The sequence below is a fragment of the Tenuibacillus multivorans genome, assembly GCF_900103915.1.
Lineage (GTDB): Bacteria > Bacillota > Bacilli > Bacillales > Alkalibacillaceae > Tenuibacillus > Tenuibacillus multivorans.
This window is the reverse complement of sequence record NZ_FNIG01000007.1, coordinates 85,175-108,627: the sequence shown is the minus strand read 5'-3', so window position 1 is coordinate 108,627 and position 23,453 is coordinate 85,175. Positions and strand designations below refer to the sequence as shown.

Here is a 23,453-nt window from a genome sequence, read left to right as displayed (position 1 = left end):
TATTTGGCTGGGAATGAGAAAAATCTGGTCGATTATGAGAACTATTTAGCTGTGATTGAGAAAAAATGTTGTAATAATGAGAACTAATTATCCGATAATAAGAACTTTTTTACTTAGACAAAAACTGATAATCTTTTACAAATATGCTATACTTAAATATCAGCATTTTACTTGAGGAGGCCTTTATGCAAACGTCAGAGAAGAAGATCATTCCGTATCGCCATGACGGTGATTTTTATTTTTCTTATGGGGTAAAAGCATTTAAAGAAAAGCGTTTTGATCGTGCGGAAAAATGGTTTAATAAAGCGTTGGACATTAAACCGACGAGCGCGCTTTACTTATCCCAGCTATCCGTTTTATATACTGAAATGGGCGAATACCATCGGGCGAATGATTTATTACAAAAAGTGATCGACAACCATGGACATACATATGCGGATTGTTTTTATTTATTAGCGAATAATTTTGCGCATTTAGGTCTGTTTGATGAAGCTAAAAAACATGCCAATCATTATCTTGAACATAATTCTGATCATGAGTTCCGGGATGAAGTGTTGGAGTTATTGGAGATGTTGAATCAATTATCGAAAGACGAAGCGAAAGAGGATGATTTAGAGCTTGATGATATGGACGAGCTCATCATCTATCAAGAGACGGCTTTTTATCATTTGGAGCATGAAGAATGGGATGAGGCGTTAGAGGTACTAGAAGAGATGATGACGTTTTACCCTGAGTATATGTCCGCTAAGCATGAATATGCGTTTGCATTATTTCAGCATGGTGACAAGGAAGAGGCTATGACACTAGAGGAAGCTTGGTTTGACCAAGATCCGACCTCGCTACATAGTAGACTCAACCTGACTTACTTTTACTATGCAACTGGTAAAAATACTGGATTTCAGGAAATGTTGCCATCCTTGTTTAATGTATATCCAACCTATGAACCGCAGAAATTAAAGTTAGCGGTGACTCTGGCTCGTGTTGGTCAATTTGAACAGGCTTTAAAACGATTTTTAGGCATTAATCAAGTTTATGTTTCCAATTATTTAAGCTATTATTATTGGTTTTCACACGTTTTAGCTCACAATCAGCAGCATGAGCTAAGCGAACGAATATGGGGCCAAGGTGTTAAGAAGCATCCTGTTTTGGATTCGTTTAAATAAATAATTTAAGCAGAAAATTTGTCGCTTTTCAGCTAATTTAATATGATATAGAAAGATGGAAGAGAAAAAGGAGTTGAAACAAATGACCGAAGATCGTATTTTTGATGTCATTATTGCTGGTGCGGGTCCTGCGGGATTAACAGCTGCTGTTTACACGTCTCGTGCGGATTTAGATACGTTAATGCTTGAACGTGGCGTACCAGGGGGTCAAATGGTCAATACTGAAGATGTTGAAAACTACCCGGGATATGATCATATATTAGGACCGGATTTATCTAATAAAATGTATGAACACGCACAAAAATTTGGTGCAGAATATGCTTATGGTGATATTAAAGAAATCAAAGATGGAAAAGAATATAAAACCATCGTGGCAGGTAATAAGGAATATAAAACACGTTCAATCATTATTTCAACCGGAGCGGAATATAAAAAGCTAGGTATTCCAGGTGAAGAAGAATACGGTGGACGTGGGGTATCCTACTGTGCGGTATGTGATGGTGCCTTCTTTAGAGAAAAAAATCTATTCGTCGTAGGTGGAGGTGACTCCGCTGTCGAAGAAGGTGTTTACCTTACACGTTTTGCGGATAAAGTGACGATTGTTCACCGCCGTGATGAATTGCGCGCGCAAAAGATTTTACAGCAACGCGCTTTTGATAACGAAAAAATTGATTTTATTTGGAATACCGAGATGAAAGAAATTAAAGAGAAAGACGGAAAAGTTGGAAGTGCGGTTCTTTATAATAACGAAACAGGTGAAGAACGCGAAGAACCAATTGATGGGGTCTTTATTTATATTGGGATGATTCCTTTGAATGATCCGTTTAGAGATATCGGTATTACGAATGAAGAAGGTTATGTTCCGACCAATGAAAATATGGAGACGAATATTCCTGGTATTTTTGCAGCGGGTGATATTCGTGATAAAGAGTTGCGTCAGATCGTGACTGCAACGGGGGATGGAAGTATTGCGGCGCAGTCTGCTCAGCATTATGTTGAAAATCTTCTCGAGGAGCTTAAAGTCAAGCAGTAAACGTAATTACATTTTAACTCTGTTGTAACACGGGTGAAACATTCATACGTTACAATGGAATTAATTAATTGACCCCCTTTATTAACTATAGATGTTTAGTTAACACAGGTAGCCATTCTACCTGTGTATTTTTTTGTGAAAGAGGATGAGACAACATGTTTAAACTTATTCGAGGTTATACATAGTTCTTAACCTCATTCGCTGTTCTCGAAGACTTAGAACATGTATAATATAGATAGAGACAGACTTATTTATATTGACAAAAAAGGGGATCACATCATGCAGGAAAATAATAAAATGGTTGAATTAGTTATTATTACCGGAATGTCGGGAGCAGGGAAAACGATTGCGATTCAATGCTTTGAAGACATGGGGTATTTTTGTGTTGATAACCTACCACCGACACTTTTGCCAAAGTTTTTAGAGCTGATGAAGGAAAACCCTGAAGAAACCAAAAAGCTCGCTGTTGTGATGGATCTTCGTGGACGTGAATTTTTCGATAGCTTATATGAAACACTTGATCAGCTAGGGGCTGAGAGCTGGATTCATGAGCATGTGTTATTTTTGGATGCTGATAACGAATCACTCGTTCAGCGCTACAAAGAGTCTCGGCGCTCACATCCACTCGCTCCAGATGGCTTGCCTTTATCAGGGATCAAGCAGGAACGAAGTATTTTAGATGAACTAAAAGGACGTGCGCAGAAAATAATCGATTCAACAGGATCATCTGCACGTGAATTAAGAGAAAAGATTATTAATAATTATACAGAGAAAAAGCAGCAAATATTTTCCGTACAAGTGGAGTCATTTGGCTTTAAGCACGGTGTACCCATTGATGCGGATTTGGTATTTGATGTGCGCTTTTTACCGAACCCTCATTATGTTGAGTCCATGCGTGATTTGACAGGCCTGAACCAAGAGGTCAATTCCTACGTGTTTAAATGGAAAGAAACGCGTCAGTTTATTCGTAAGCTGAAGGATTTACTAGAATTTATGTTACCGCAATATGTACGTGAAGGAAAAAGTCAGCTTGTCATAGGTATTGGCTGTACAGGGGGTCAGCATCGCTCGGTTGCAATAGCTGAGAAACTCGGTGAAATTATCAATCAAAAATATACAGCGCATGTCTATCATCGTGATATTGATAAGAAGGGGAATAAGAAATAGATGACTAATATAAATGGACCGAAAGTGGTCGTCATCGGAGGAGGAACCGGGTTACCGGTTTTACTAAGGGGACTTAGACAATTTCCGGTTAATTTAACAGCCATTGTGACGGTGTCAGATGATGGGGGAAGCTCGGGACGATTACGAGAAGACTTATCGATTCCAGCGCCTGGAGATATTCGAAAAGTCATTGCCTCGATGTCCGATGTGGAACCAACGTTATTAAAATTATTTCAGCATCGTTTTGAAAACGGAAACGGTTTATCCGGCCACGCTTTAGGTAATTTAATTTTAGCGGGGATGACGTCGGTGATAGGTGATTTTTATAAAGGCATAAAAGAGATTTCGCGCGTGTTTAATGTGAAAGGCCGAATCTATCCGATTGTAAATGAGAATATGTATTTAAAGGCCGAATTTGAGGATGGAACGGTCGTCCGTGGGGAGTCGAATATTCCTAAAGTCGGTAAAAAGATCAAACGCGTGTTTTACGATTCCCCTAAAATTGAGCCGTTACCTGAGGCAGTGAAGGCGATTAAACGGGCAGAAATGATTGTCATTGCACCTGGAAGTTTATACACAAGTATTATACCGAATTTAATTGCCCCGGAAATTAAAACGGCATTACGTGAAGCTAATGCGCAAAAGCTTTATGTATGTAATATCATGACGCAGTATGGTGAGACTAGTCGTTATAATGCATCGGATCATATAAGAGCGTTGCATAACCATGTTGGAGAACCGTTTGTTGATCAAATCGTCGTTCATTCAGAAACAATCGAGTCAACGATTAAAGAAGGCTATGCTAAAGAAAAAGCAGCGCCTGTTCTTTGTGATGATGATCCAATACGTGAGATGGGTCTCGACATATTAAAAGGCGATATTGCAAGTCTCCATACAGATGGGACGTTAAAGCATGATGAGCAAAAAATCGCCAAATTACTATACGACTTGTTATAATATGTTTAGTTAAAGGATTAAAGGAATAATAAAGTTTGTCCCTGTATATGATGGTGACAAGCTTAGATTTTAGAAATGAGGGGAATACCATGTCATTCGCATCTGAAACGAAAAAAGAATTAACGAGTATTGAGAGCGATGACTGCTGTAAACGTGCTGAGCTAGCGGCGCTTATAAGAATGAACGGTTCGTTATCTTTTTCAAATCGTCAATATATATTAGACGTTCAAACGGAAAATGCCGCGATTGCAAGACGGATTTATTCATTAATTAAAGGGCTTTACGATGTCCCTTTAGAATTGTTAGTCCGTAAGAAGATGCGTTTGAAAAAGAATAATATTTATATCGTTCGCATGTATGAACAGGTCAAAAACTTACTGACAGACTTAGAAATTCTAGACGGGGCTTTTGCGATTAAGCGTATCGTTTCGAATGACTTTATTAAAGATGAATGCTGTAAGAAATCGTACTTACGTGGGGCGTTTTTAGCAGGGGGTTCTGTCAATAACCCTGAAACATCATCTTATCATTTAGAGATTTTTTCTTTTTATGAAGAGCATAATGACACGATGTGTAAGCTACTGAATTATTTCGATTTAAACGCGAAAAAGCTTGAACGGAAAAACGGTTATATTTGCTATATTAAAGAGGCCGAGAAAATCACAGAGCTCCTCATTTTAATTGGCGCCCATCAGGCCTTATTAAAATTCGAGGACGTTCGTATTATGCGAGACATGAGAAATTCCGTCAACCGACTGGTGAACTGTGAAACGGCAAACCTTAACAAAACAATTGGTGCAGCCTTCAGACAGGTTGAAAATATACGTTACATTGAAAAAACAGTCGGATTAGATGCCTTACCTGATAAGCTTCGCGAAGTAGCTGAACTCCGAGTGCAGTACCAAGACGTGTCTTTGAAAGAGCTCGGTGAGTTGTCAACAAGTGGTAAGATCAGTAAATCAGGGATTAATCACCGTTTGAGAAAGATTGATGAATACGCTGAAAAATTACGTCAGGGCCAATTGTTAGAAAAATAGACACTTAATTTAGCTTTTTATTTTAATTTATTCATGCTATAATGAATAAAAATTTCCTAATGAAGCGCTTTCGACGTCGTTATAAATACTTGGAAGAGAGGAGTAGCTGTATTGGTTGAAAAGGAATTAACCATTCAATTAGAAACGGGACTACAAGCAAGACCAGCTGCTAAATTTGTTCAAGAAGCCAATCGTTTTTCTTCAGATATTTTTTTAGAAAAGGACGGTAAACGTGTTAACGCCAAAAGTATTATGGGTGTTATGAGTTTAGCGATTGGTTCAAAAGAAGTTGTTGAGCTTCAGGCAGAAGGCCCGGATGAACAACAAGCAATGGATTCATTAATCACTTTTATTGAAAATTCATAAGACTTAGGTTCTAAACCACGATCGGTAAATAAGCTGAACGTGGTTTTTTTATGCCATTTATCAGGTAGTAAGCCTAAAAAAACATTAATTCTGGTTTGGCGATAAGCCAAGTTTTTCTTTGGCAGGTAGGAAAGTATAAAATTTTACCCTACCTGCATAAGGGCAACTACGTCTCTGACTTCGCCTAAAGGCTCGTCAATCGACAAGTTTTCTTTATAATCTTGAAGTTTGGGGAATAATAACTCTGGGAAATGAAATCAATAAACTACATGATTTGGTTTAGAAAGGTGTGAAACATCTATGTCAAAACAAGATTTTAAACCAGATGTTCCCTCAAACAAAAAGCTGCCTGAATTTACGGGTATGGCGATGTTTATTGGTGCCATACTTGCGATTGTTTTTGGTGCAGCCAATGCTTATTTAGGTTTAATTGTTGGAATGACAGTTTCTGCTTCGATTCCGGCAGCTGTTATTTCCATGGCGATTTTACGTGTGATATTAAAACGGACATCGATTTTAGAAAATAATATCGTTCAAACGATTACATCGACTGGTGAATCTTTAGCCGCGGGTGTGATTTTCACACTACCTGCTTTGTTTATTTGGCAGTTAGAGCCAAGCTTAACCACAATTGCGATTATTGCGTTAGCAGGCGGTATTTTAGGGGTAGTCTTAATGATTCCGCTTAGAAAAGCGCTTATTGTAGATGAACACGATACGTTGCCTTACCCTGAAGGAACCGCTTGTGCTGGTGTTTTACGTGCTGGCGAAAAGGGTGGTGAAGGTGCTAAGTATGTGTTTAAAGGTCTTGGGATTGGGGCCATATTTAAATTTTTAACTGATGCAGTTAAAGCGTTCCCGGCATCTGTCGAATGGGAAATATATCGATTTAAAAATGCGGCGATCGGGATGGATACCCTACCTGCGTTATTAGGTGTCGGTTATATTATTGGACCGCGCATCGCGGGTGTTATGTTCGGTGGCGCGGTTCTGGGATGGTTAGGGATTATACCATTGATCAGCTATATTGGTGAGTTTACGGACACACCGATCTATCCTGGTGAAACTCCAATTGCTGAAATGGATTACTGGGCCATTTGGGATTACTACATTCGCTATATTGGTGCTGGTGCCGTTGCTTTCGGTGGTGTCATTGGTTTAGTTAAAACGTTACCGACAATATGGTCTTCTTTTAGAGGCGCGTTGAAAGGATTCGGTGCTGATTCAGGTATGGAAGACTTAAGAACCGAACGGGAACTTCCTATGAGTGTCATTGTTGTATTGACGCTCGCCTTTTTAGGCATTTTAATGTTTTATCCAACCATTGATTTAGGCATTATTGGTTCCATCCTACTCTTTATCTTTGGATTTTTCTTTGTAACGGTATCTTCGCGTATCGTTGGTATTATTGGTAGCTCGTCAAACCCGGTATCCGGGATGACCATTGCAGCATTAATCTTTATAGCGCTTGTGTTAACAGCCGTTGGGCAAACAGGTGAGGCTGGTATGGTGACAGCGATTACGATTGGTGCGGTCGTTTGTATTGCAGCAGCAATTGCTGGTGACACGTCGCAGGACTTAAAAACGGGTTTCCTGATTGGTGCTACACCAAGATGGCAGCAAATTGCTCAGCTATATGGTGTGTTGTTAACGAGTGTGATAATCGGTTTTATCTTGATCCTATTAGATAACGCTTATGGATTCGGTTCATCTGAATTACCGGCTCCACAGGCTGTTTTAATGTCTATGGTTGTTGAAGGGATTATGAGTGGCGATTTACCTTGGAACTTAATTTTTATTGGCATGGCGGCGGCACTCATGGTTGAATTGTTTGGGATTGGTTCATTACCATTTGCCGTTGGACTTTATTTACCGATCCATTTAAGTGCGCCGATCATGTTTGGTGGATTGATTCGAGCTGCTGTCAGTAGACGGACAAAAGATAAAGAGCTACTCGAACGGAAAAATGAACAAGGTATTCTGCTAGCGTCCGGTTATATTGCCGGTGAAGCGTTGATGGGGGTAATCGTAGCCATTGCGGTTACAGCAGGTGTCGCGTTCCCAGAGAGTCCATTTTTCGGACCACTCCTATCGATAGTCGCGATATTGGCAGTTGCATGGTATCTCTACTATACAGCAAATAAAGTTAGATAACGTTTGTGAAAAGTGCAATCCATTTAAGGGTTGCACTTTTTTTATAGAGAAAAAATATGACGAAATGAGAACTTTTTGAGCTGGAATGAGAACTTTTCATAGAATATTGAGAAATAATCCAGAATTAATGAGAAATTATTACGTAAGAATAAGAACTCTGCATGTCATATCGAGAAAAATTTTCCGCATGAATTGACGATTTATGTCGTAATTTTTGACTATTCAGAGTATTGTAATTTTAATCGCTTGTGCATATAATTTAATTATAGAATGTTAATGAAATAACGTTTCAATAATTGAAATGACAGGAGGCAAAGGAGTTGAAATTTTCCTCGGAGCGGGTTGAAACATTACCTCCGTATGTATTTTCTCAGTTTCATAAGCGGAAAAAAGAGCTTGAGGCTGAGGGGTTAGATATTATTGATCTAGGCATAGGATCTCCAGATTTGCCAACACCCGAATTTATTGTTGATGAATTAGTTCAAGAAGTTTATCATGCCAACAATCATCGTTATTCACCTTATCAGGGAAGTGCTGAATTCCGTCAAGCTGTTGCAGACTTTTATCGATCAAATTACGAGGTTGATCTAGATCCAGAAACAGAAGTTTTAACACTGATTGGATCAAAAGAGGGCATCGCTAACTTAATCACCGCTGTCGTCAATCCCTCAGAAACTGTACTCGTCCCTGACCCAGGGTATCCCGTTTACCAATCAGCGATCCATCTAGCAGGCGGAAAAACAGCCTTATTACCACTCATCCCAGAAGAGGATTATAAACCCAACTATCAATCACTACCCCAAGATATTCTAGACAAAACAAAACTGATGTTATTGAATTACCCGAGTAATCCAACAGCAGGAACCGTTAATATTGACGCTTTTTTGGAGGCGGTTTCATTAGCGAAAAAACATGATATTGCGATTGCACATGATGCGGCATACGGTTTAGTGACGTTTGATGACTATGAAGCACCGAGTATTTTGCAAGCACCAGATGCAAAGGACGTGGCGGTCGAATTCGGATCTTTATCGAAAAGCTTTAATATGACGGGCTGGCGCATTGGCTATGTTGTCGGTAATCGTGACATTATTCAGGCACTTTCGGTTGTTAAAAGTAATACGGATACGAGTCAGTTTTTACCGATTCAAAAAGCGGCTGCTAAAGCGCTAAGGAGTGATTTTTCAACGGTTAATGACAACAATGCCGTTTACGAACAGCGACAAGACAAGGTACTTTGTGCTTTAAAAGAGTTAGGTATTGAGGTCAAACGGCCGCGTGGAACATTTTTTATCTGGGCCAAGGTACCAGATGGGTTTAAATCAATGGAGTTTTCCGAGCTTATGCTTGAAAAAGCGGGTGTCATCATCACACCTGGGAGCGTTTTTGGTCCGTCGGGTGAGGGTTATTTTCGCATATCATTGTCTGTTCCGAGTGAACGCTTGGAAGAGGCCATTAAACGAATGAAGGTGTTAGAGGGGGGAGTGTAGTGGAGCGAACGTTTGAATCAATGACTGGAACGAAAGAGCTAACGGCTGGGGAAGCTGTTGTTGCGTATTTAAAGCATGAACAAACAACGCAAGCCTTCTGCGTTCCAGGAGAGAGCTATTTGCCAATATTAGATGCTTTACACGATGAACCGTCCATTGATCTCATCACCAATCGCCACGAGGGAGGGGCGTCATTTATGGCAGAGGGCTATGCTAAGGGATCGGGTAAGCCTGGGGTCCTCCTGGCGACACGCGGAGTTGGTGCGGCGAATCTTTCGATAGGCGTTCATACGGCGATGCAGGACTCGACGCCAATGATTGTACTACTCGGTCAGGTCCATAGCAAATTTCGTGGGCGTGAAGGATTTCAAGAAGTGGATTTAGATCAATTTTTTAAACCAATCACGAAATGGGCGACTGAGGTTCATGATGCCGAACGTATTCCAGAGTTCATGCAACGAGCGTTTCGCATCGCACAATCGGGTCGACCTGGGCCTGTCGTTCTTTCATTTCCGGAGGATGTTTTAAAGGAAAAACATTTGTACGCTTTTGGTCCACGGTTTGAACGTCCGGCACCAAGGGCTAATCAATCGGAAATTGAAGCGATTGAACGATGTCTGCAAACGGCTCAAAGGTCTGTCGTGATCGCTGGCGGTGGTATTAAATTAGCCGGAGCAGAGGAGCTGTTCCAAGACTTTGTTGATCAATTCGAGCTTCCTGTTTTATCAGCCTTTAGACGTCATGATGTTTTGGCTAACAATCACCATTGTTATGGCGGACATTTAGGCTTGGGAACAAGTCCAAAACTCAAACAAACAGTCGAGGAAGCCGATATCGTTTTGGCCATTGGTACAAGGTTATCCGAGGTAACAACTCAGGACTATTCGATTTTAAAACCTCACCAAAAGCTGATTCACATTGATATTGCTGATGATGTCATCGGCAAATCCTATCCACCATTCATCGGGGTTCAAGCTGATGCAAAAAAAGCGTTAGAGGATTTAGTCCATATGAATGTACAACCGACATGGTCAGAATGGCGTGAGTCGAGGCGATCAGCCTATAAGCAGACTGCATTAAAACCAATTGAAGCATCAGATCCTATTAACCGGCATATAATTGAACGGTTACAAACGATACTGCCAGATGATGCCATTTTGACGAATGACGCGGGCAATTTTGCAGGCTGGATGCATAGCTTTTATCAGTTTAATGAAAAACGAACCTACGTTGGACCGACGTCCGGTGCGATGGGTTATGGTGTCCCGGCTGCGGTTGGGGCGAAAATTGCTTGTCCAGAAAGAGCTGTCGTCTCATTATCAGGTGATGGAGGGTTTATGATGACGATGCAGGAGATCGAAACGGCTGTAAGACATCAAGTTCCAATCACTAGCCTTGTTTTTAATAACGAGATGTACGGCACGATTCGTATGCACCAGGAGATTCATTATCCTGAGCGTGTCGTTGGAACTGATCTTGGACCAATCGAGTTTGCTGAAATGGCAAGGTCGATGGGCGCACTTGGTATAAAGGTATATGATATTGCCTATTTTGAACATGCCCTCAATGAAGCGTTACAGGCCAACCGACCAAGTGTCATCGAAATTATTACTGATCCTGAACAAATCTCAGTCACATCTACAATTGAAACATTACGTCAATAATGGGGGGAACCCCAATCAAATTTATAAATGGAGGGGAATCAAAATGTCAAACGTGTTAGTCACAGAAGAAAAGTTGTCCAATTTTATTAACGGAGAATGGGTATCTGTAACCCGTCAAGAATATGCACCTGTGATGAACCCAGCTAACGGGGACAAAATCCTCGATGTTCCATTATCGACAAAGGAGGACGTCGATCGCGCAGTTGAAGCGGCGAAGAAAGCTCAAAAGGAATGGGCCCTAGTTCCCGCGCCGCAGCGTGCTGAAATTTTATTCCAAGTTGGCTATTTAATGAAAGAGCGTAAAGAGCATTTGTCACAAATTTTAACGATGGAAAACGGCAAAGTGCTTGAAGAAGCACGCGGTGAAGTACAAGAAGGGATTGATATGGCCTTTTATATGGCTGGGGAAGGTAGACGACTATTCGGTCATACAACACCAGCTGAGTTAAAGGACAAATATGCGATGAGTCAGCGTGTTCCAGTTGGAGTTGTCGGCATTATTACGCCGTGGAACTTCCCGATTGCGATTGCGACATGGAAGTCATTCCCGGCGATTGTGGCTGGAAATGCGGTGATTTGGAAGCCTGCAACCGAAACGCCGATGATGGCCTATGAAATGGCGAAGATTTTTGAAGAGGCAGGCCTACCAAAAGGTGTCGTCAATGTGGTGTTCGGATCAGGTTCCGAGGTTGGTGATGCGATGGTTGAGCATCGTGACATCCGTGTGATTTCGTTTACTGGATCCAATGATGTCGGCCGCTCAATCGCAAGTAAATGCGGGCAAATGCTGAAGAAAGTTTCGCTTGAAATGGGCGGGAAAAACGCGGTGATCGTCATGGATGATGCCGATTTAGACCTCGCCGTTCAAGGGATTGTTTGGAGCGCATTTGGAACGAGTGGGCAGCGTTGTACGGCGTGTAGCCGTGTCATTGTGCACGAGGATATTAAAGAACGATTAGAAGAACGATTGCTAGCCGAGATGGAGAACATCACAATTGGTGATGGTTTAGATGAAACTAATCAAATGGGACCGATTATAAACGAAGCAGGCCTACGTAAAATTGAAAAGTATATGCAGGTTGGTCAAGAGGAAGGCGCTAAGTTACTGGCTGGTGGCTATTCGCTAAAGGATGAAAAGTTTGGCAAAGGATTTTATTTTGCGCCGACTGTATTTACGAATGTGACACCAGATATGCGTGTTGCTCAGGAGGAAATTTTTGGACCAGTGTTGTCGATTATCCCAGTTTCTAGCCTAGATGAAGCGATCGAAGTGAATAACAACGTCGCTTATGGCTTATCTAGCTCGGTTTTTACACAGGACGTGAACAAGGTGTTCAAAGCGCAGCGTGATTTAGATACTGGTATAGTCTACGTTAATGCGGGAACGACTGGTGCGGAGATTCATTTACCGTTTGGCGGAACAAAAGGAACTGGAAATGGCCACCGCGATTCTGGTCAGGCAGCACTTGATGTGTTCACGGAGTGGAAAGCGGTTTACGTCGACTTTAGTGGAAAATTACAACGTGCTCAAATCGATGTTGAATAAAATAGATTGCTAATCAGGAAGGGAGAGTTTGATACATGAAAGTAGCTGTTTTAGGATCTGGATTAATGGGAAAGGAAGCGGCACGAGACTTAGTTAAAAGTGAAGGTGTTTACGAAGTTGGGTTAGCGGATATCGATTTAGGAAGGGCTAATCAAGTCTGTGATCAATTAAACTCACCAAAAATTGAAGCTTTTAAAGTGGATGCCGGTAACAAGTCGGAACTTGGTCATTTTATCAAGCAATATGACGTGGTCATTAATGCGTTGTTTTATAGCTTTAATGAAATTGTCGCCAAAACGGCGATTGAAGTCGGAGTGCACGCCGTCGATTTAGGTGGTCACATCGGCCATATTACCGATAAAGTGCTAGATTTAAAGGACGAAGCTCAGTCGGCAGGGGTGACGATTATTCCTGATTTAGGTGTGGCCCCAGGCATGATCAACATTCTATCGGGCTTCGGTTCAAGTAAAGTCGATGAGCTTGATTCGATCCGAATTTTCGTTGGCGGTATTCCGGTCCAGCCTGAGCCACCACTGGAATACAACCATGTTTTCTCGATAGAAGGGTTGTTCGACCACTATACGGATCCAGCGCTAATTATCCGTCATGGTGAAAAGACTGAAGTCCCGGCTTTATCTGAGATCGAAACATTACATTTTGAGAAGTTCGGGCCTTTAGAAGCTTTCCATACATCAGGTGGAACGTCAACGCTACCGCATACTTATTCAGATATTCAGACACTGGAGTATAAAACGATCCGTTACCGCGGGCATGCAGAGAAATTTAGGCTACTCGTAGACTTAAATTTAACGCGTAATGATTATGAAGTGGATGTTAACGGCATGCGCGTTAGACCGAGAGATGTTTTCTTAAAAGTGCTAGAGCCAATCGTCGAATTGAAGGACCGGGATGATGCCGTTCTTTTACGTGTTGTCGTTGGTGGAAAAGAGTCCGGTGCACCGGTTGAATATCAATATCAAATGGCAACGTTTAAAGATCGTGAGCATCAAGTTACGGCGATGGCACGCGCAACTGCCAATACAATCTCAGTCGTGGCACAAATGATCGGCAATGGAACCATTACGAAGCGTGGTGTTTATCCACCAGAGCAAATTGTTCCTGGCAAAGCTTATATTGCGGAAATGGCAAAACGAGATGTTAACATTCAAGAAAATAAGAGCGAAGAATCATTAGTAGCCAAAACGACGTAATATTAAAAATCCCTCTAGTCTAAGAGGGATTTTCTTCTACATATAAATCTTTGTCACATTTGCTATAATGTTAATGTGACGTAAGGAGTAATTTCAATGAATCAAAGTGTCTTAAAAGCACTTCAATTACTGGATTTATTTGATGAACAGCATCCAGAGCTCACGTTAAAGGAAATATCGGAACTATCCAGGCTTCCTAAGCCAACTGCCTACCGGTTATTACAGGCTTTAGAGATGAGAGGGTTTTTAATGAAAACGGATGAGCAGGATCCCCGTTATCGTCTAGGACTCAAATTACTCGGTTTAGGGCAACTCGTATCCGATCAACTTGACTTAAGGCAGATGGCAAGGCCACTTATGGAAGGGCTCGCTTATACGATTAACGAAGCAGTTCACTTAGTCGTCGTCGATGGCCATCAGGCAACCTATATTGAGAAGGTTGATAGCCAGCGTGCCTTAAGGCTTTTTACAAAAGTCGGACAAAGCGTGCCACTATTTATTGGTTCTGGACCGAAACTGTTATTGGCTTATATGCCTGAAGAGGAACGGCTTGAGGTTTTAGAAAAACATGATATGTATTCCATGACGGAAGAAAAGCCGATTGATAAAGCGACATTGTGGGATGAACTTGTTATGATTAGACAGAAGGGCTACGCTTTAAGCATTAGTGAACAGGATCTAGATACAACCGGTATATCTTTTCCGATTTTAGATTATCAAGGACAAGTCCTAGCAGCTTTAACTGTAAGTGGTCTATCAAGTCGTTTTGAGGGTGACAACTTAACTTTTATTAACAAGGAAACGAAAATAGCTGCTAATGAAATATCAAAAAGACTAGGATATTCAACAGCAAAGAAAGGAGTACATTAACAATGAATACATACTTTATAGCCGGTCATGCGAAGCTTCCAACTGGAATGGCCGCACAGAACATGTATGAAAGTCTTACGATTACAGCAGAAATTGACGGGAAATACGGCGTTATTCTGGAGGCAAATTGTACATTAGTCACGGAGCATGGTCGTCGGTTTATCAGTCATATTTTAAGAGGATATAGCTTGAAGGACGGAGTCGACGAACCGGTTCGTCAGATTAAAGAACATTACTTAGGGAAGGCCGGTAACGCACTTGCCTCTGCTCTTAAAGATTTGTACCGTCAGTATAAGCAGGAGGATATAGGGTAGAGTTGATTGGAAAGGTTGTTATATGATGGGGAAAGCACAACATGACTTTACGAAAGGAAATATATTAAAGCAATTAATAGTGTTTTCAGGGCCGTTAATTTTAGCTAACCTTCTACAAACGTCCTATCAATTTATTGATAGTTTATGGGTTAGTAATTTATTGGGGGATGATGCTTTAGGGTCAGTTGCGATTTCCAGTACCATTATTTTTACGTTACTATCGTTTGTGATCGGGATTAGCAATGCGCAACTCACCATATTATCACAACAAAAAGGAAGAGATGATGAAGAAGGGCTAAGACGGTACTTAAATGCATTTGTAGTTATTTTGACCGTTTTAGCGAGTCTATTAGGGTTATTCGGCTTTCTATTTTCGGAAGGGTTGTTGAGATTATTAGGAACCCCTTCCGAAATGATGCATGATGCAACATTATATTTACAAATTAACTTTTTAGGAATTTTATTTTTATTCGGATACAACTTTATCAGCACCGTATTACGTGCCTTAGGTGACAGTAAAACACCGTTCAAAATTGTGGCTGTAGCTGTGATTCTGAATGTCTTTTTGGACCCATTTTTTATTTACGTGCTGAATTTTGGAATATCAGGCGCTGCCTATGCAACGATTCTTTCCCAAGGGATCGCGTTTTTACTCGGACTCATTTTCGTTTTAAGACGAAATTCAGCACCGTTTTCCATTCCTTTTATACCAAACAGGAAAGAAGTAGGACTGATTTTGAATTTAGGGATTCCTTCAGGATTACAGACGATGATGATTTCGGCAGGTTCTGCAGCTATCATGACAGTCGTCACTTCATTCGGTCCGGAAGTGGTATCAGGATTTAGTGCGGCTCAGCGCTTAGGCAGTTTGATTATGTTGCCTGCTATGGCTTTAGGAACGGCTGTCAACAGTATGGCTGGGCAAAATATCGGAATCGGAAATATGAAACGGGTCAGTAAAATTGCGAAAACAGCCGTTTTATACAATTTTACCATCATGGTTACCATTGGTTTGGCTGTCATCGCCCTGGCAAAGTATGGGGTTTCTTTATTTATACATGAAGAAGAATCTATTCTTTTTGGAACAAGATATTTACAAGTCATCGCCCTTTGCTATCCATTCTTAGGGATTAATTTTATCTTAAATGGAATCGTCCGCGCATCAGGCGCAATGTACCAAGTGCTCGTTTTGAATATTATTTCGTTTTGGATATTACGATATCCACTCTCAGCATTATTCTCGAAAATGTTTGGTGATATAGGGATTTCCATAGGAATGGGAAGCAGTTTTATCATCAGTAGTTTAGTAGCTTATGGGTATTTTAGGTTTGGGAAATGGCGGGGGAAGGCTTTATTTAATACATAAAAATATAGATAACAAGATCTTAATTTTTATATGGGAGAGATTGAATGATAGAATATTTTAATTCATATCCACTTATAGGTGCATTAATTTTATTGTTATCTGTTCTGTGGGCTAAAGCTTCAATCTACCTTGTGAAAAAACATCATACTTTAGATAGTGAATTAATCACGAAATTGATTCCATTATCGAGAGGCACATTTAAACAAAAACTTAAATTAAAAATATTAGTTTTATTAATAGCGGTTATAGGAATTTATTTGATATTGATAATAGATTTCACCTCATATGAAAAGTTAATAGCAGATTTCATTGTTAATCTGACGTTTGCTTCTGTTATTTACTGGTGCCTATTCTTCCTTATGTTACTGATTAATACTTATATTATAAATAATGGAACTTCAGAGTTTAGAGCTTTAAGAAACTCATATTTAATGTTTATATTTGTTTGTACCATTGGGTTATTACCATTAGCCATTTTCACAAATATCATCAATTACTTTTTCGTTATATTTAATCTATTATTAGGGATTATTGGTTATAGGGAATTGAATACAATAAAAGTGTTTAGAGTTTAGCGTTTTCTAGATACTTCGCATAATTTGTATATTAAGAGAGGTCTTAAAGAAGATAAATAGCTATGGCAAAAATCACGAGCTACTGCATCAAGATTATCAATATAAAGATGGGGAAATAACCGATGTTGGTGCTAGTGGCATAGGTTAGGTATTCCTTGGATGCCCCACTTCAAATTCTCCTGAAAATCACAGCGAAATTATTAGAATATTATGTTAGTATTGTTTTACAACTATAAGAGTTCTTGGGGAGTAATTATGAAGAAAAAGAAATTGATTTTAATTATTATATCAGCCGATATTCAATCATATTGATAGAAGTTTTTTAATAGATGTACTTAAAGTAACGGGGGCGTTAGTGGAAGAGGGGTCTTAGAATACTAAAGGCACTTGGAAATTAATCCAAGTGCCTCTTCATATGCGATTTTACTGTGATCTCAATTGAGAATTGCTTTGTGATTTTAAATCCGATTTTGATTTCATCTCTAAACTGAACCCCTTAACGATTGACACGAGAGCTTCTACTTATGCATCCCAATTGAAACGTATTTTTGTTCGACAAACTCGTCAATGCCGTGGTGACCGCCTTCTTTTCCAATACCGGATTGCTTAATTCCACCAAATGGTGCTTCGGCAGTGGCAGGGAAGACGTCGTTGACACCGACGATTCCATATTCGAGTCTTTCCATCACACGTAAGGAGCGGTCAAGGTTTTCACTAAAGATATAGGCCGCTAAACCATAGTCTGTGTTATTAGCTTGGGCGATGGCTTCATCTTCATCGGTAAATGTTTGTAGCGGAAGAAGCGGCCCAAACGTTTCCTCATTCATCACGGCCATATCATCTGTCACATTCGTTACAACTGTAGGTGAATAGAAATGCCCATCTAACTCGCCATTCCATTTTGAACAACCATAAACAACCTCAGCACCTTGGCTTACGGCATCATTTAAGTGATTCTCGACTTTCTCAAGTGCTTGCTCATTGATTAATGGCCCGATGTCAGTGCTTGGATCGCTTCCATCCCCAACTTTAAGTGCTTCAACGTGCTCAATTAGTTTTTGTGAAAACTTCTCTCGAACGGATTCATGTACATAAACACGATTTGCGCAAATACACGTCTGACCAGCGTTGCGGTATTTACTGCCTAAAGTGAGCTTAGCAGCTACATCTAAATCGGCATCTTCAAAGACGATAATCGGTGCGTGGCCACCGAGTTCAAGTGATAGTTTTTTCACGTGGTCGGCGCTTTCTCGCATAAGATATTTACCGACTTCAGTCGATCCGGTAAACGTGATCAATCTCACATCACGACTGGATAACATCGCTTCTCCAATAGCCTTCGCATCACCGGTGACAAGGTTAAGTACCCCTTCAGGTAAACCAGCCTTCTCGAAAATTTTCACGATTTCAATCGCAGAAAGTGGTGTTTCTGGAGCAGGCTTTAATAAGACGGTACAACCGGCTGCTAATGCTGGGCCGATTTTTCTTGTAATCATAGAAGAAGGAAAATTCCATGGTGTAATCGCACCGACAACGCCGACGGGCTGAGGAACGACTAGAATCCGTTTACGCCTTTGCGATGATGGGATCCATTCACCATAAATGCGGTTCGCTTCTTCGGCATACCATAATAGGAAGTTTGCAGCGCCTTTAATTTCACCCTTGGCTTCTTTTAGGGGCTTTCCTTGTTCGGTTGTTAAAATCTCTGCTAAGCGATCGACATCATCGAGCATTAGTTGATGAGCCTTATACATGATGCGTGAGCGCTTTCGCGGACTCATCTCAGACCACTCTGTAAAAGCTGTTTTCGCAGCATCAATCGCGCGTTTTGCTTCAAATTCACCTCCATAAGCCACCTCGGTAATGGTTTGTAGTGTGGCCGGATTCGTCACCGCATCGGTTTGACCGGAATCGGCATCATGCCATTCACCGTTAATAAACAGGCTTGAAATTTTCGTTTCCACTTGTACCATTTCATCATCCCCTTTGTATGATTTCATCGCCTTCATAAGGCCAAGCTGGTAGCATTTTATTTAATGGTTTGTCTTGACGATAACCTAAGACGTACTCGGCTTGCATAATTGTATGGATCTCACGTGTCCCTTCATAAATGACCGGTGCTTTTGAGTTTCGTAGGTAGCGTTCAACAGGGTATTCGCTGGAATAGCCGTAAGCCCCATGGATTTGGACAGCATCATCAGCCGCTTTGTTGGCAAAATCACACGCCTGCCATTTGGCAAGTGAAGTTTCACGAGTGTTTCGTTTACCTTGATTTTTCATCTCCCCAGCACGGTAAACGAGTAAGCGGCTCATTTGAAGACCAGCTTCCATTTTGGCCAGCATTTGTTGGACGAGCTGATGCTTTCCGATTTCTTTACCAAATGTTTGGCGCTCATGACAGTAGTTAACGCTCGCTTCTAGACAGGCTTCAATTAATCCACAGGCTCCAGCCGCGACGGTGAAACGTCCGTTGTCTAAGGCTGACATCGCAATCTTAAAGCCTTCACCTTCTTCGCCAAGAAGGTTTTCTTTTGGTACCTTCATGTCTTCAAAAAAGATCTCACCGGTATTACCAGCGCGGATTCCTAATTTTCCTTTAATCGCTTTAGAAGAAAAGCCAGGCATTGTGCGTTCAACGATAAACGCAGATATTCCTTTATGTTTTTTCGACTTATCTGTGTAAGCGAAAACTAAAAAGTGATCCGCTTTATCGCATAATGAAATCCACGTTTTTTGACCGTTTAAAATGTAATGGTCGCCGTCTTTGACTGCTGTTGTCTGAAGCGATGCAACATCAGATCCTGCACCTGGTTCAGTTAAACCGTAGGCGCCAATTTTTTCACCCTTGGCTTGTGGGGTGAGGTATTTTTGCTTTTGTTCTTCATTTCCCCACTGCAAAAGAGTAAGGCTGTTCAACCCAGTGTGGACTGATACAGCTGTGCGGAATGTCGTATCACCACGCTCAAGTTCCTCGCAAACAATTGCTAGGGCGTTGTAATCCATTCCACTTCCGCCATATTCTTCGGGAATGCAAACGCCCATTAGGCCGAGGTCAGCTAGTTGCTTCCAGATCTTTGGATCAAATGAGCCCTCTTGATCCCATTTCGCAATGTAAGGCATAATTTCGTTATCAACGAATTGCCGAAGCGTCTGTCTTAACATTTCCTGTTCATCAGTAAATTCGAAATTCATTAGTAAATTCCTCCCTATATTAATCTATTTTTTCGAAATTGGTTTAATGTTTCGTTGTCATAACCTAATGCTTGTAAAATTTCATCGGTGTGTTCACCCGCATCTGGTGGGTGCTTTTCATACTGGACAGGCGTTCGTGATAGATTTAACGGACTACCAACAAGTTTAAGATCTCCCGCAGTTGGGTGCTCAGTTTCAACAAACATGTCGCGTTCATTGAGCTGAGGGTCATTCTCTAAGTCTTGTAGGTTTTGAATTGGACCACATGGGATATTATGTTCCCGGCATTGCTTGGTCCAGTGAGCGGTTGATTCTTGTGAAAATTTTTCTTGCAACAGATCCGTTAATAATTCACGATGCTTAACGCGATCAGGATTTGTCTTGAATCTAGCGTCTTCAGCTAGATTAGGGTCACCAATCAATTGACAAAGTTTTGCAAACTGCTGGTCATTGCCTACTGCGATCACCATCTCACCGTCATTGGTTTGAAAGGTTTGATAAGGCACAATATTAGCATGGTGATTGCCGAGTCTTTTTGGGATTTGGCCGGACATGAGGTAGTTACTCGCAATGTTGACTAATGAGCTCACGGCTGAATCGTATAACGATAAATCGAGCTTTTGACCTTCACCGGAATGTGTTCGTTCCAGTAATGCCGCCTGGATTCCGATACTAGCGTAGAGACCTGTTAGAATATCTGTAATGGCCACGCCAACTTTCTGCGGCCCAGATTGTTCATCCCCGGTAATGCTCATCAGACCACTCATCGCCTGAATAATAAAGTCATAGCCTGGATATCGTTGATAAGGACCCGTTTCACCAAACCCGGTAATCGAACAGTAGACGATACCAGGATTAATTTGCTTTAAGGTTTCAAAATCTAACCCAAGACGGTTCATCGTGCCCGTTTTAAAATTATGGATTATGACATCGCTTTGTTTAACGAGCTTTTTAATAATCTCTTGTCCTTCAGCAGATTTGAGATTGACCGTTAAACTTTTTTTATTGCGATTGGCACATAAATAATAGGCACTCACCCCTTCTTGAAAGGGAGGACCCCATTTACGCGTATCATCACTGCCACCTGGTGCTTCGACTTTAATCACTTCCGCACCAAGATCCGCGAGAATCATCGTACAATAAGGGCCAGCTAACACACGTGATAAATCGAGAACACGAATACCATTTAATGCTCCAGACAGTTTGAATCACTCCTTTCAGTTGTTTTTGCTCCATGTGCTTTTTTAATAAAAAAAGCCAGTTTTCACCCATACGAAAATGTATGAATAAAAACTGGCTTCGCATCCGTTCAACCGAACCGGGCAATGGTCGGTACCAGATGGAACAGTTCATATAATGGTTAAAAAGCTCAGAGGGATTAACTTACCTATTGTCAGTAAGTTTGCTCTGTTTAATTACTATTATAGATTATTCTAAAAATTTTGTAAATAAAATTTTTCTTAATAAAAATGACAGGGAATCTGGAAGCTCCTCAAGCCCTTGAACAAGTAAATGCTCACGACCATAGATATTTTGCATCATATTGGCTTCTTGTTCATCAATTTGGTTTTCTGTTAAAAAGACACCAATCACGTCAATCCCTCTTTTTCGAGTATATAAAACCGCATCGTGCGTATCGATAATCCCGTTTTCACTGTAATTATATGCCGATGGTTCGCCGTCAGATAAAACGAGCAAAATCTGATGTTCAGCTTGATGCTGCATCAATTCTTCAGCCGCTACACGAATGCTGAATCCATCACGATTATCCTCTTGTGATTCCAGCTGCATAATCGTCGGCCCACTTTTGGGATCTAGTGATTGGTCAAAAGAGATAACGCGATGGAAATAGTTCGGCTGTTCCTCTTCATCGGCCTCAAAACCATCCTCCCAAAAACCAATAACGTTATGCGGGATCTTCAATTCCTTTAAAACTTCGTGGAATAGAACAGCAGCTTTTTTCGTTTCATCCATTTTATTGACCATAGACGCCGAGCAGTCAATCAGGAGTGTGAATACCGCATCTATTTCCTTGGATTCGTGGTCCTTTTTGTAAAAAACCCGTGGCTCATCGTCCATGACTAAAGGCAGGAGTTGCTTTTTCGATAAGCGTCCAGTTAGTAAATGGTCTCGAGCGGCATTTTGTTTATGTTCTAGCGCTTGATCAATCGTTCGTTTGAGTTTCAATTTTTCGGACTGAATCGCATTTACAAAATCTTTGTATACTTGCTGATCTTCTAGAGTAGGAGCGGGGATCTCCATATCTTGCTTTGTCGCTCGCAGGTTTTCCTTTCCATATTTACCGGTTTGGCCGTCGCGTTGTTGTTTTTGTTCATCTAAATTTTCTAAATCGGAGTAGTCATTTTCTTGACTTTCAGCTGAAAAACCTTGGACACTCGCCATCGCTTGGTCGCCATCTTCTGTTTCGCGCGCACCATCGCCAAGGATATTCGTTTTGGTTCCCTGTTCGAGTTCGTATCTTAAGAAGCTTTGACTGCGATCACTGTTTTCATTTTCGCGGTTCCAGGTAGAAAACTTTTCATCCATGACCTCATCTTGATCCTCGACATCTTCAGCATCATCATTTGCTAGTGGGTCTGTTCGAGTTAGTTCATCGAATAAGAGGTCGTTTTGAAAATTTTCCGCATGTTTGATTGGAAACACAAAATAGCGGTTAATCGCATCTTGGTAATCCTCATTTATCATATTTTCAATGCGGATACAAAGGTTCACAATTTCTTTCGTTGATTGAGCCTCGAATGCTTCAAATAAGATTGGTTTGATGCTATCTAATGTCGTTAACTGCTTCTCATTAGCCCGTTTATAATGAAGAAACGGGGAGGTAGATGTCAGTGTCAAATAGATCATGCAAAACAATTCATCTAATGGAAAATTCCGAATGACATTTGTTTCGAGCTGGGTTTCGAAATATCGGGTATACGTTTCAGTGCGTGACTGAAACCATGAAATCGTACCTCGACGCGACTTTCGAATAATTTCCTCTAAACGCAAATCCTCTAATAATGTAAAAAGCTGCGTCATAAAATGAGGTAGAGGCGTTTCCTCGACAAACTCGTAAATTCGCTGCCATTCATGTAGTGATGTGTGATTGATGGTACCGAGTGCACGGAGCAGGACATCCGTTTTGTAACCCACTAAACGTACATTTGGTTCATAATGGTCCCAAAAACGGCTCGCAGAAAGCTTTCGGTCGTTGACGTGGATGTAATGCCCGAATTGATAGTCGAATTCAAGGTCTGGGATTTTCGATAAAACAGACGCCATGTCCTGCAATTCCGCAAAAAGCTTTGCATTAATGATTTCATTATTAAATTTAATCATCGCCGA

At 40.9% G+C, this 23,453-nt stretch carries 19 protein-coding genes; 15 read left to right on the top strand and 4 right to left on the bottom strand.

The genetic code is table 11. From position 1 onward, the window contains the following. Positions 1–185 precede the first annotated feature (185 nt). The 15 genes from BLP77_RS11545 (at position 186) to BLP77_RS11475 (ending at position 16,913) form a co-directional block, all read left to right on the top strand. Positions 186–1,163 (top strand): tetratricopeptide repeat protein, encoded by a 978-nt coding sequence (locus BLP77_RS11545; RefSeq protein WP_093857292.1) that lies wholly within the window; start codon positions 186–188, stop codon positions 1,161–1,163. An 82-nt stretch (positions 1,164–1,245) separates the two neighbouring features. Next, entirely contained in the window at positions 1,246–2,196 is a 951-nt protein-coding gene (gene trxB, locus BLP77_RS11540; protein ID WP_093857291.1) for a thioredoxin-disulfide reductase, read from the top strand. Positions 2,197–2,475: 279 nt separating this feature from the next. Beyond that, positions 2,476–3,363: an RNase adapter RapZ gene (gene rapZ / locus BLP77_RS11535; RefSeq protein ID WP_093857290.1), complete on the top strand. Its 888-nt coding sequence runs from the start codon at positions 2,476–2,478 to the stop codon at positions 3,361–3,363. Next, positions 3,364–4,320, top strand: coding sequence for a gluconeogenesis factor YvcK family protein (locus BLP77_RS11530; protein ID WP_093857289.1), 957 nt, complete (start codon positions 3,364–3,366; stop codon positions 4,318–4,320). Between the two features lie 89 nt (positions 4,321–4,409). Then, the gene (whiA, locus tag BLP77_RS11525) at positions 4,410–5,357 is read left to right on the top strand and encodes a DNA-binding protein WhiA (protein WP_093857288.1); all 948 of its coding nucleotides are present in this window, start codon (positions 4,410–4,412) and stop codon (positions 5,355–5,357) included. Positions 5,358–5,468: 111 nt separating this feature from the next. Next, complete coding sequence (locus BLP77_RS11520; RefSeq protein ID WP_093857287.1) at positions 5,469–5,723, top strand: HPr family phosphocarrier protein; 255 nt, start codon at positions 5,469–5,471, stop codon at positions 5,721–5,723. Positions 5,724–6,023: 300 nt separating this feature from the next. Further along, positions 6,024–7,877 (top strand): OPT family oligopeptide transporter, encoded by a 1,854-nt coding sequence (locus BLP77_RS11515; RefSeq protein WP_093857286.1) that lies wholly within the window; start codon positions 6,024–6,026, stop codon positions 7,875–7,877. A gap of 320 nt (positions 7,878–8,197) precedes the next feature. Next, complete coding sequence (locus BLP77_RS11510) at positions 8,198–9,367, top strand: LL-diaminopimelate aminotransferase (protein ID WP_093857285.1); 1,170 nt, start codon at positions 8,198–8,200, stop codon at positions 9,365–9,367. Between the two features lie 20 nt (positions 9,368–9,387). After that, positions 9,388–11,031, top strand: a complete 1,644-nt coding sequence (locus BLP77_RS11505) for a thiamine pyrophosphate-dependent enzyme (protein WP_093857325.1) — start codon at positions 9,388–9,390, stop codon at positions 11,029–11,031. 43 nt (positions 11,032–11,074) lie between these two features. Next, positions 11,075–12,577, top strand: a complete 1,503-nt coding sequence (locus tag BLP77_RS11500) for an aldehyde dehydrogenase family protein (RefSeq protein ID WP_093857284.1) — start codon at positions 11,075–11,077, stop codon at positions 12,575–12,577. 35 nt (positions 12,578–12,612) lie between these two features. Further along, positions 12,613–13,788 carry a saccharopine dehydrogenase family protein gene (locus BLP77_RS11495; protein WP_093857283.1) on the top strand — a complete coding sequence of 392 codons (1,176 nt, stop codon included), beginning with the start codon at positions 12,613–12,615 and terminating at the stop codon, positions 13,786–13,788. Between the two features lie 96 nt (positions 13,789–13,884). Beyond that, positions 13,885–14,658: an IclR family transcriptional regulator gene (locus BLP77_RS11490; protein WP_093857282.1), complete on the top strand. Its 774-nt coding sequence runs from the start codon at positions 13,885–13,887 to the stop codon at positions 14,656–14,658. 2 nt (positions 14,659–14,660) lie between these two features. Beyond that, a complete protein-coding gene (locus tag BLP77_RS11485) occupies positions 14,661–14,972 on the top strand; it encodes a DUF3870 domain-containing protein (RefSeq protein ID WP_093857281.1) in 312 nt (103 codons plus the stop codon). Positions 14,973–14,997: 25 nt separating this feature from the next. Continuing rightward, positions 14,998–16,338, top strand: coding sequence for an MATE family efflux transporter (locus BLP77_RS11480; protein WP_093857324.1), 1,341 nt, complete (start codon positions 14,998–15,000; stop codon positions 16,336–16,338). Positions 16,339–16,382: 44 nt separating this feature from the next. Next, a complete protein-coding gene (locus BLP77_RS11475; RefSeq protein ID WP_093857280.1) occupies positions 16,383–16,913 on the top strand; it encodes a hypothetical protein in 531 nt (176 codons plus the stop codon). 518 nt (positions 16,914–17,431) lie between these two features. Here the strand turns inward: BLP77_RS11475 and BLP77_RS11470 are convergent. The 4 genes from BLP77_RS11470 to BLP77_RS11455 all read right to left on the bottom strand — a co-directional run bounded on the left by BLP77_RS11470 (position 17,432) and on the right by BLP77_RS11455 (position 23,447). Continuing rightward, positions 17,432–18,886: an NAD-dependent succinate-semialdehyde dehydrogenase gene (locus BLP77_RS11470; protein WP_093857279.1), complete on the bottom strand. Its 1,455-nt coding sequence runs from the start codon at positions 18,884–18,886 to the stop codon at positions 17,432–17,434. A 4-nt stretch (positions 18,887–18,890) separates the two neighbouring features. After that, positions 18,891–20,105: an acyl-CoA dehydrogenase family protein gene (locus tag BLP77_RS11465; protein WP_093857278.1), complete on the bottom strand. Its 1,215-nt coding sequence runs from the start codon at positions 20,103–20,105 to the stop codon at positions 18,891–18,893. 14 nt (positions 20,106–20,119) lie between these two features. Next, the gene (locus BLP77_RS11460) at positions 20,120–21,307 is read right to left on the bottom strand and encodes a CaiB/BaiF CoA transferase family protein (RefSeq protein ID WP_093857277.1); all 1,188 of its coding nucleotides are present in this window, start codon (positions 21,305–21,307) and stop codon (positions 20,120–20,122) included. 226 nt (positions 21,308–21,533) lie between these two features. After that, positions 21,534–23,447: a vWA domain-containing protein gene (locus BLP77_RS11455; RefSeq protein WP_093857276.1), complete on the bottom strand. Its 1,914-nt coding sequence runs from the start codon at positions 23,445–23,447 to the stop codon at positions 21,534–21,536. Positions 23,448–23,453: the final 6 nt, after the last annotated feature.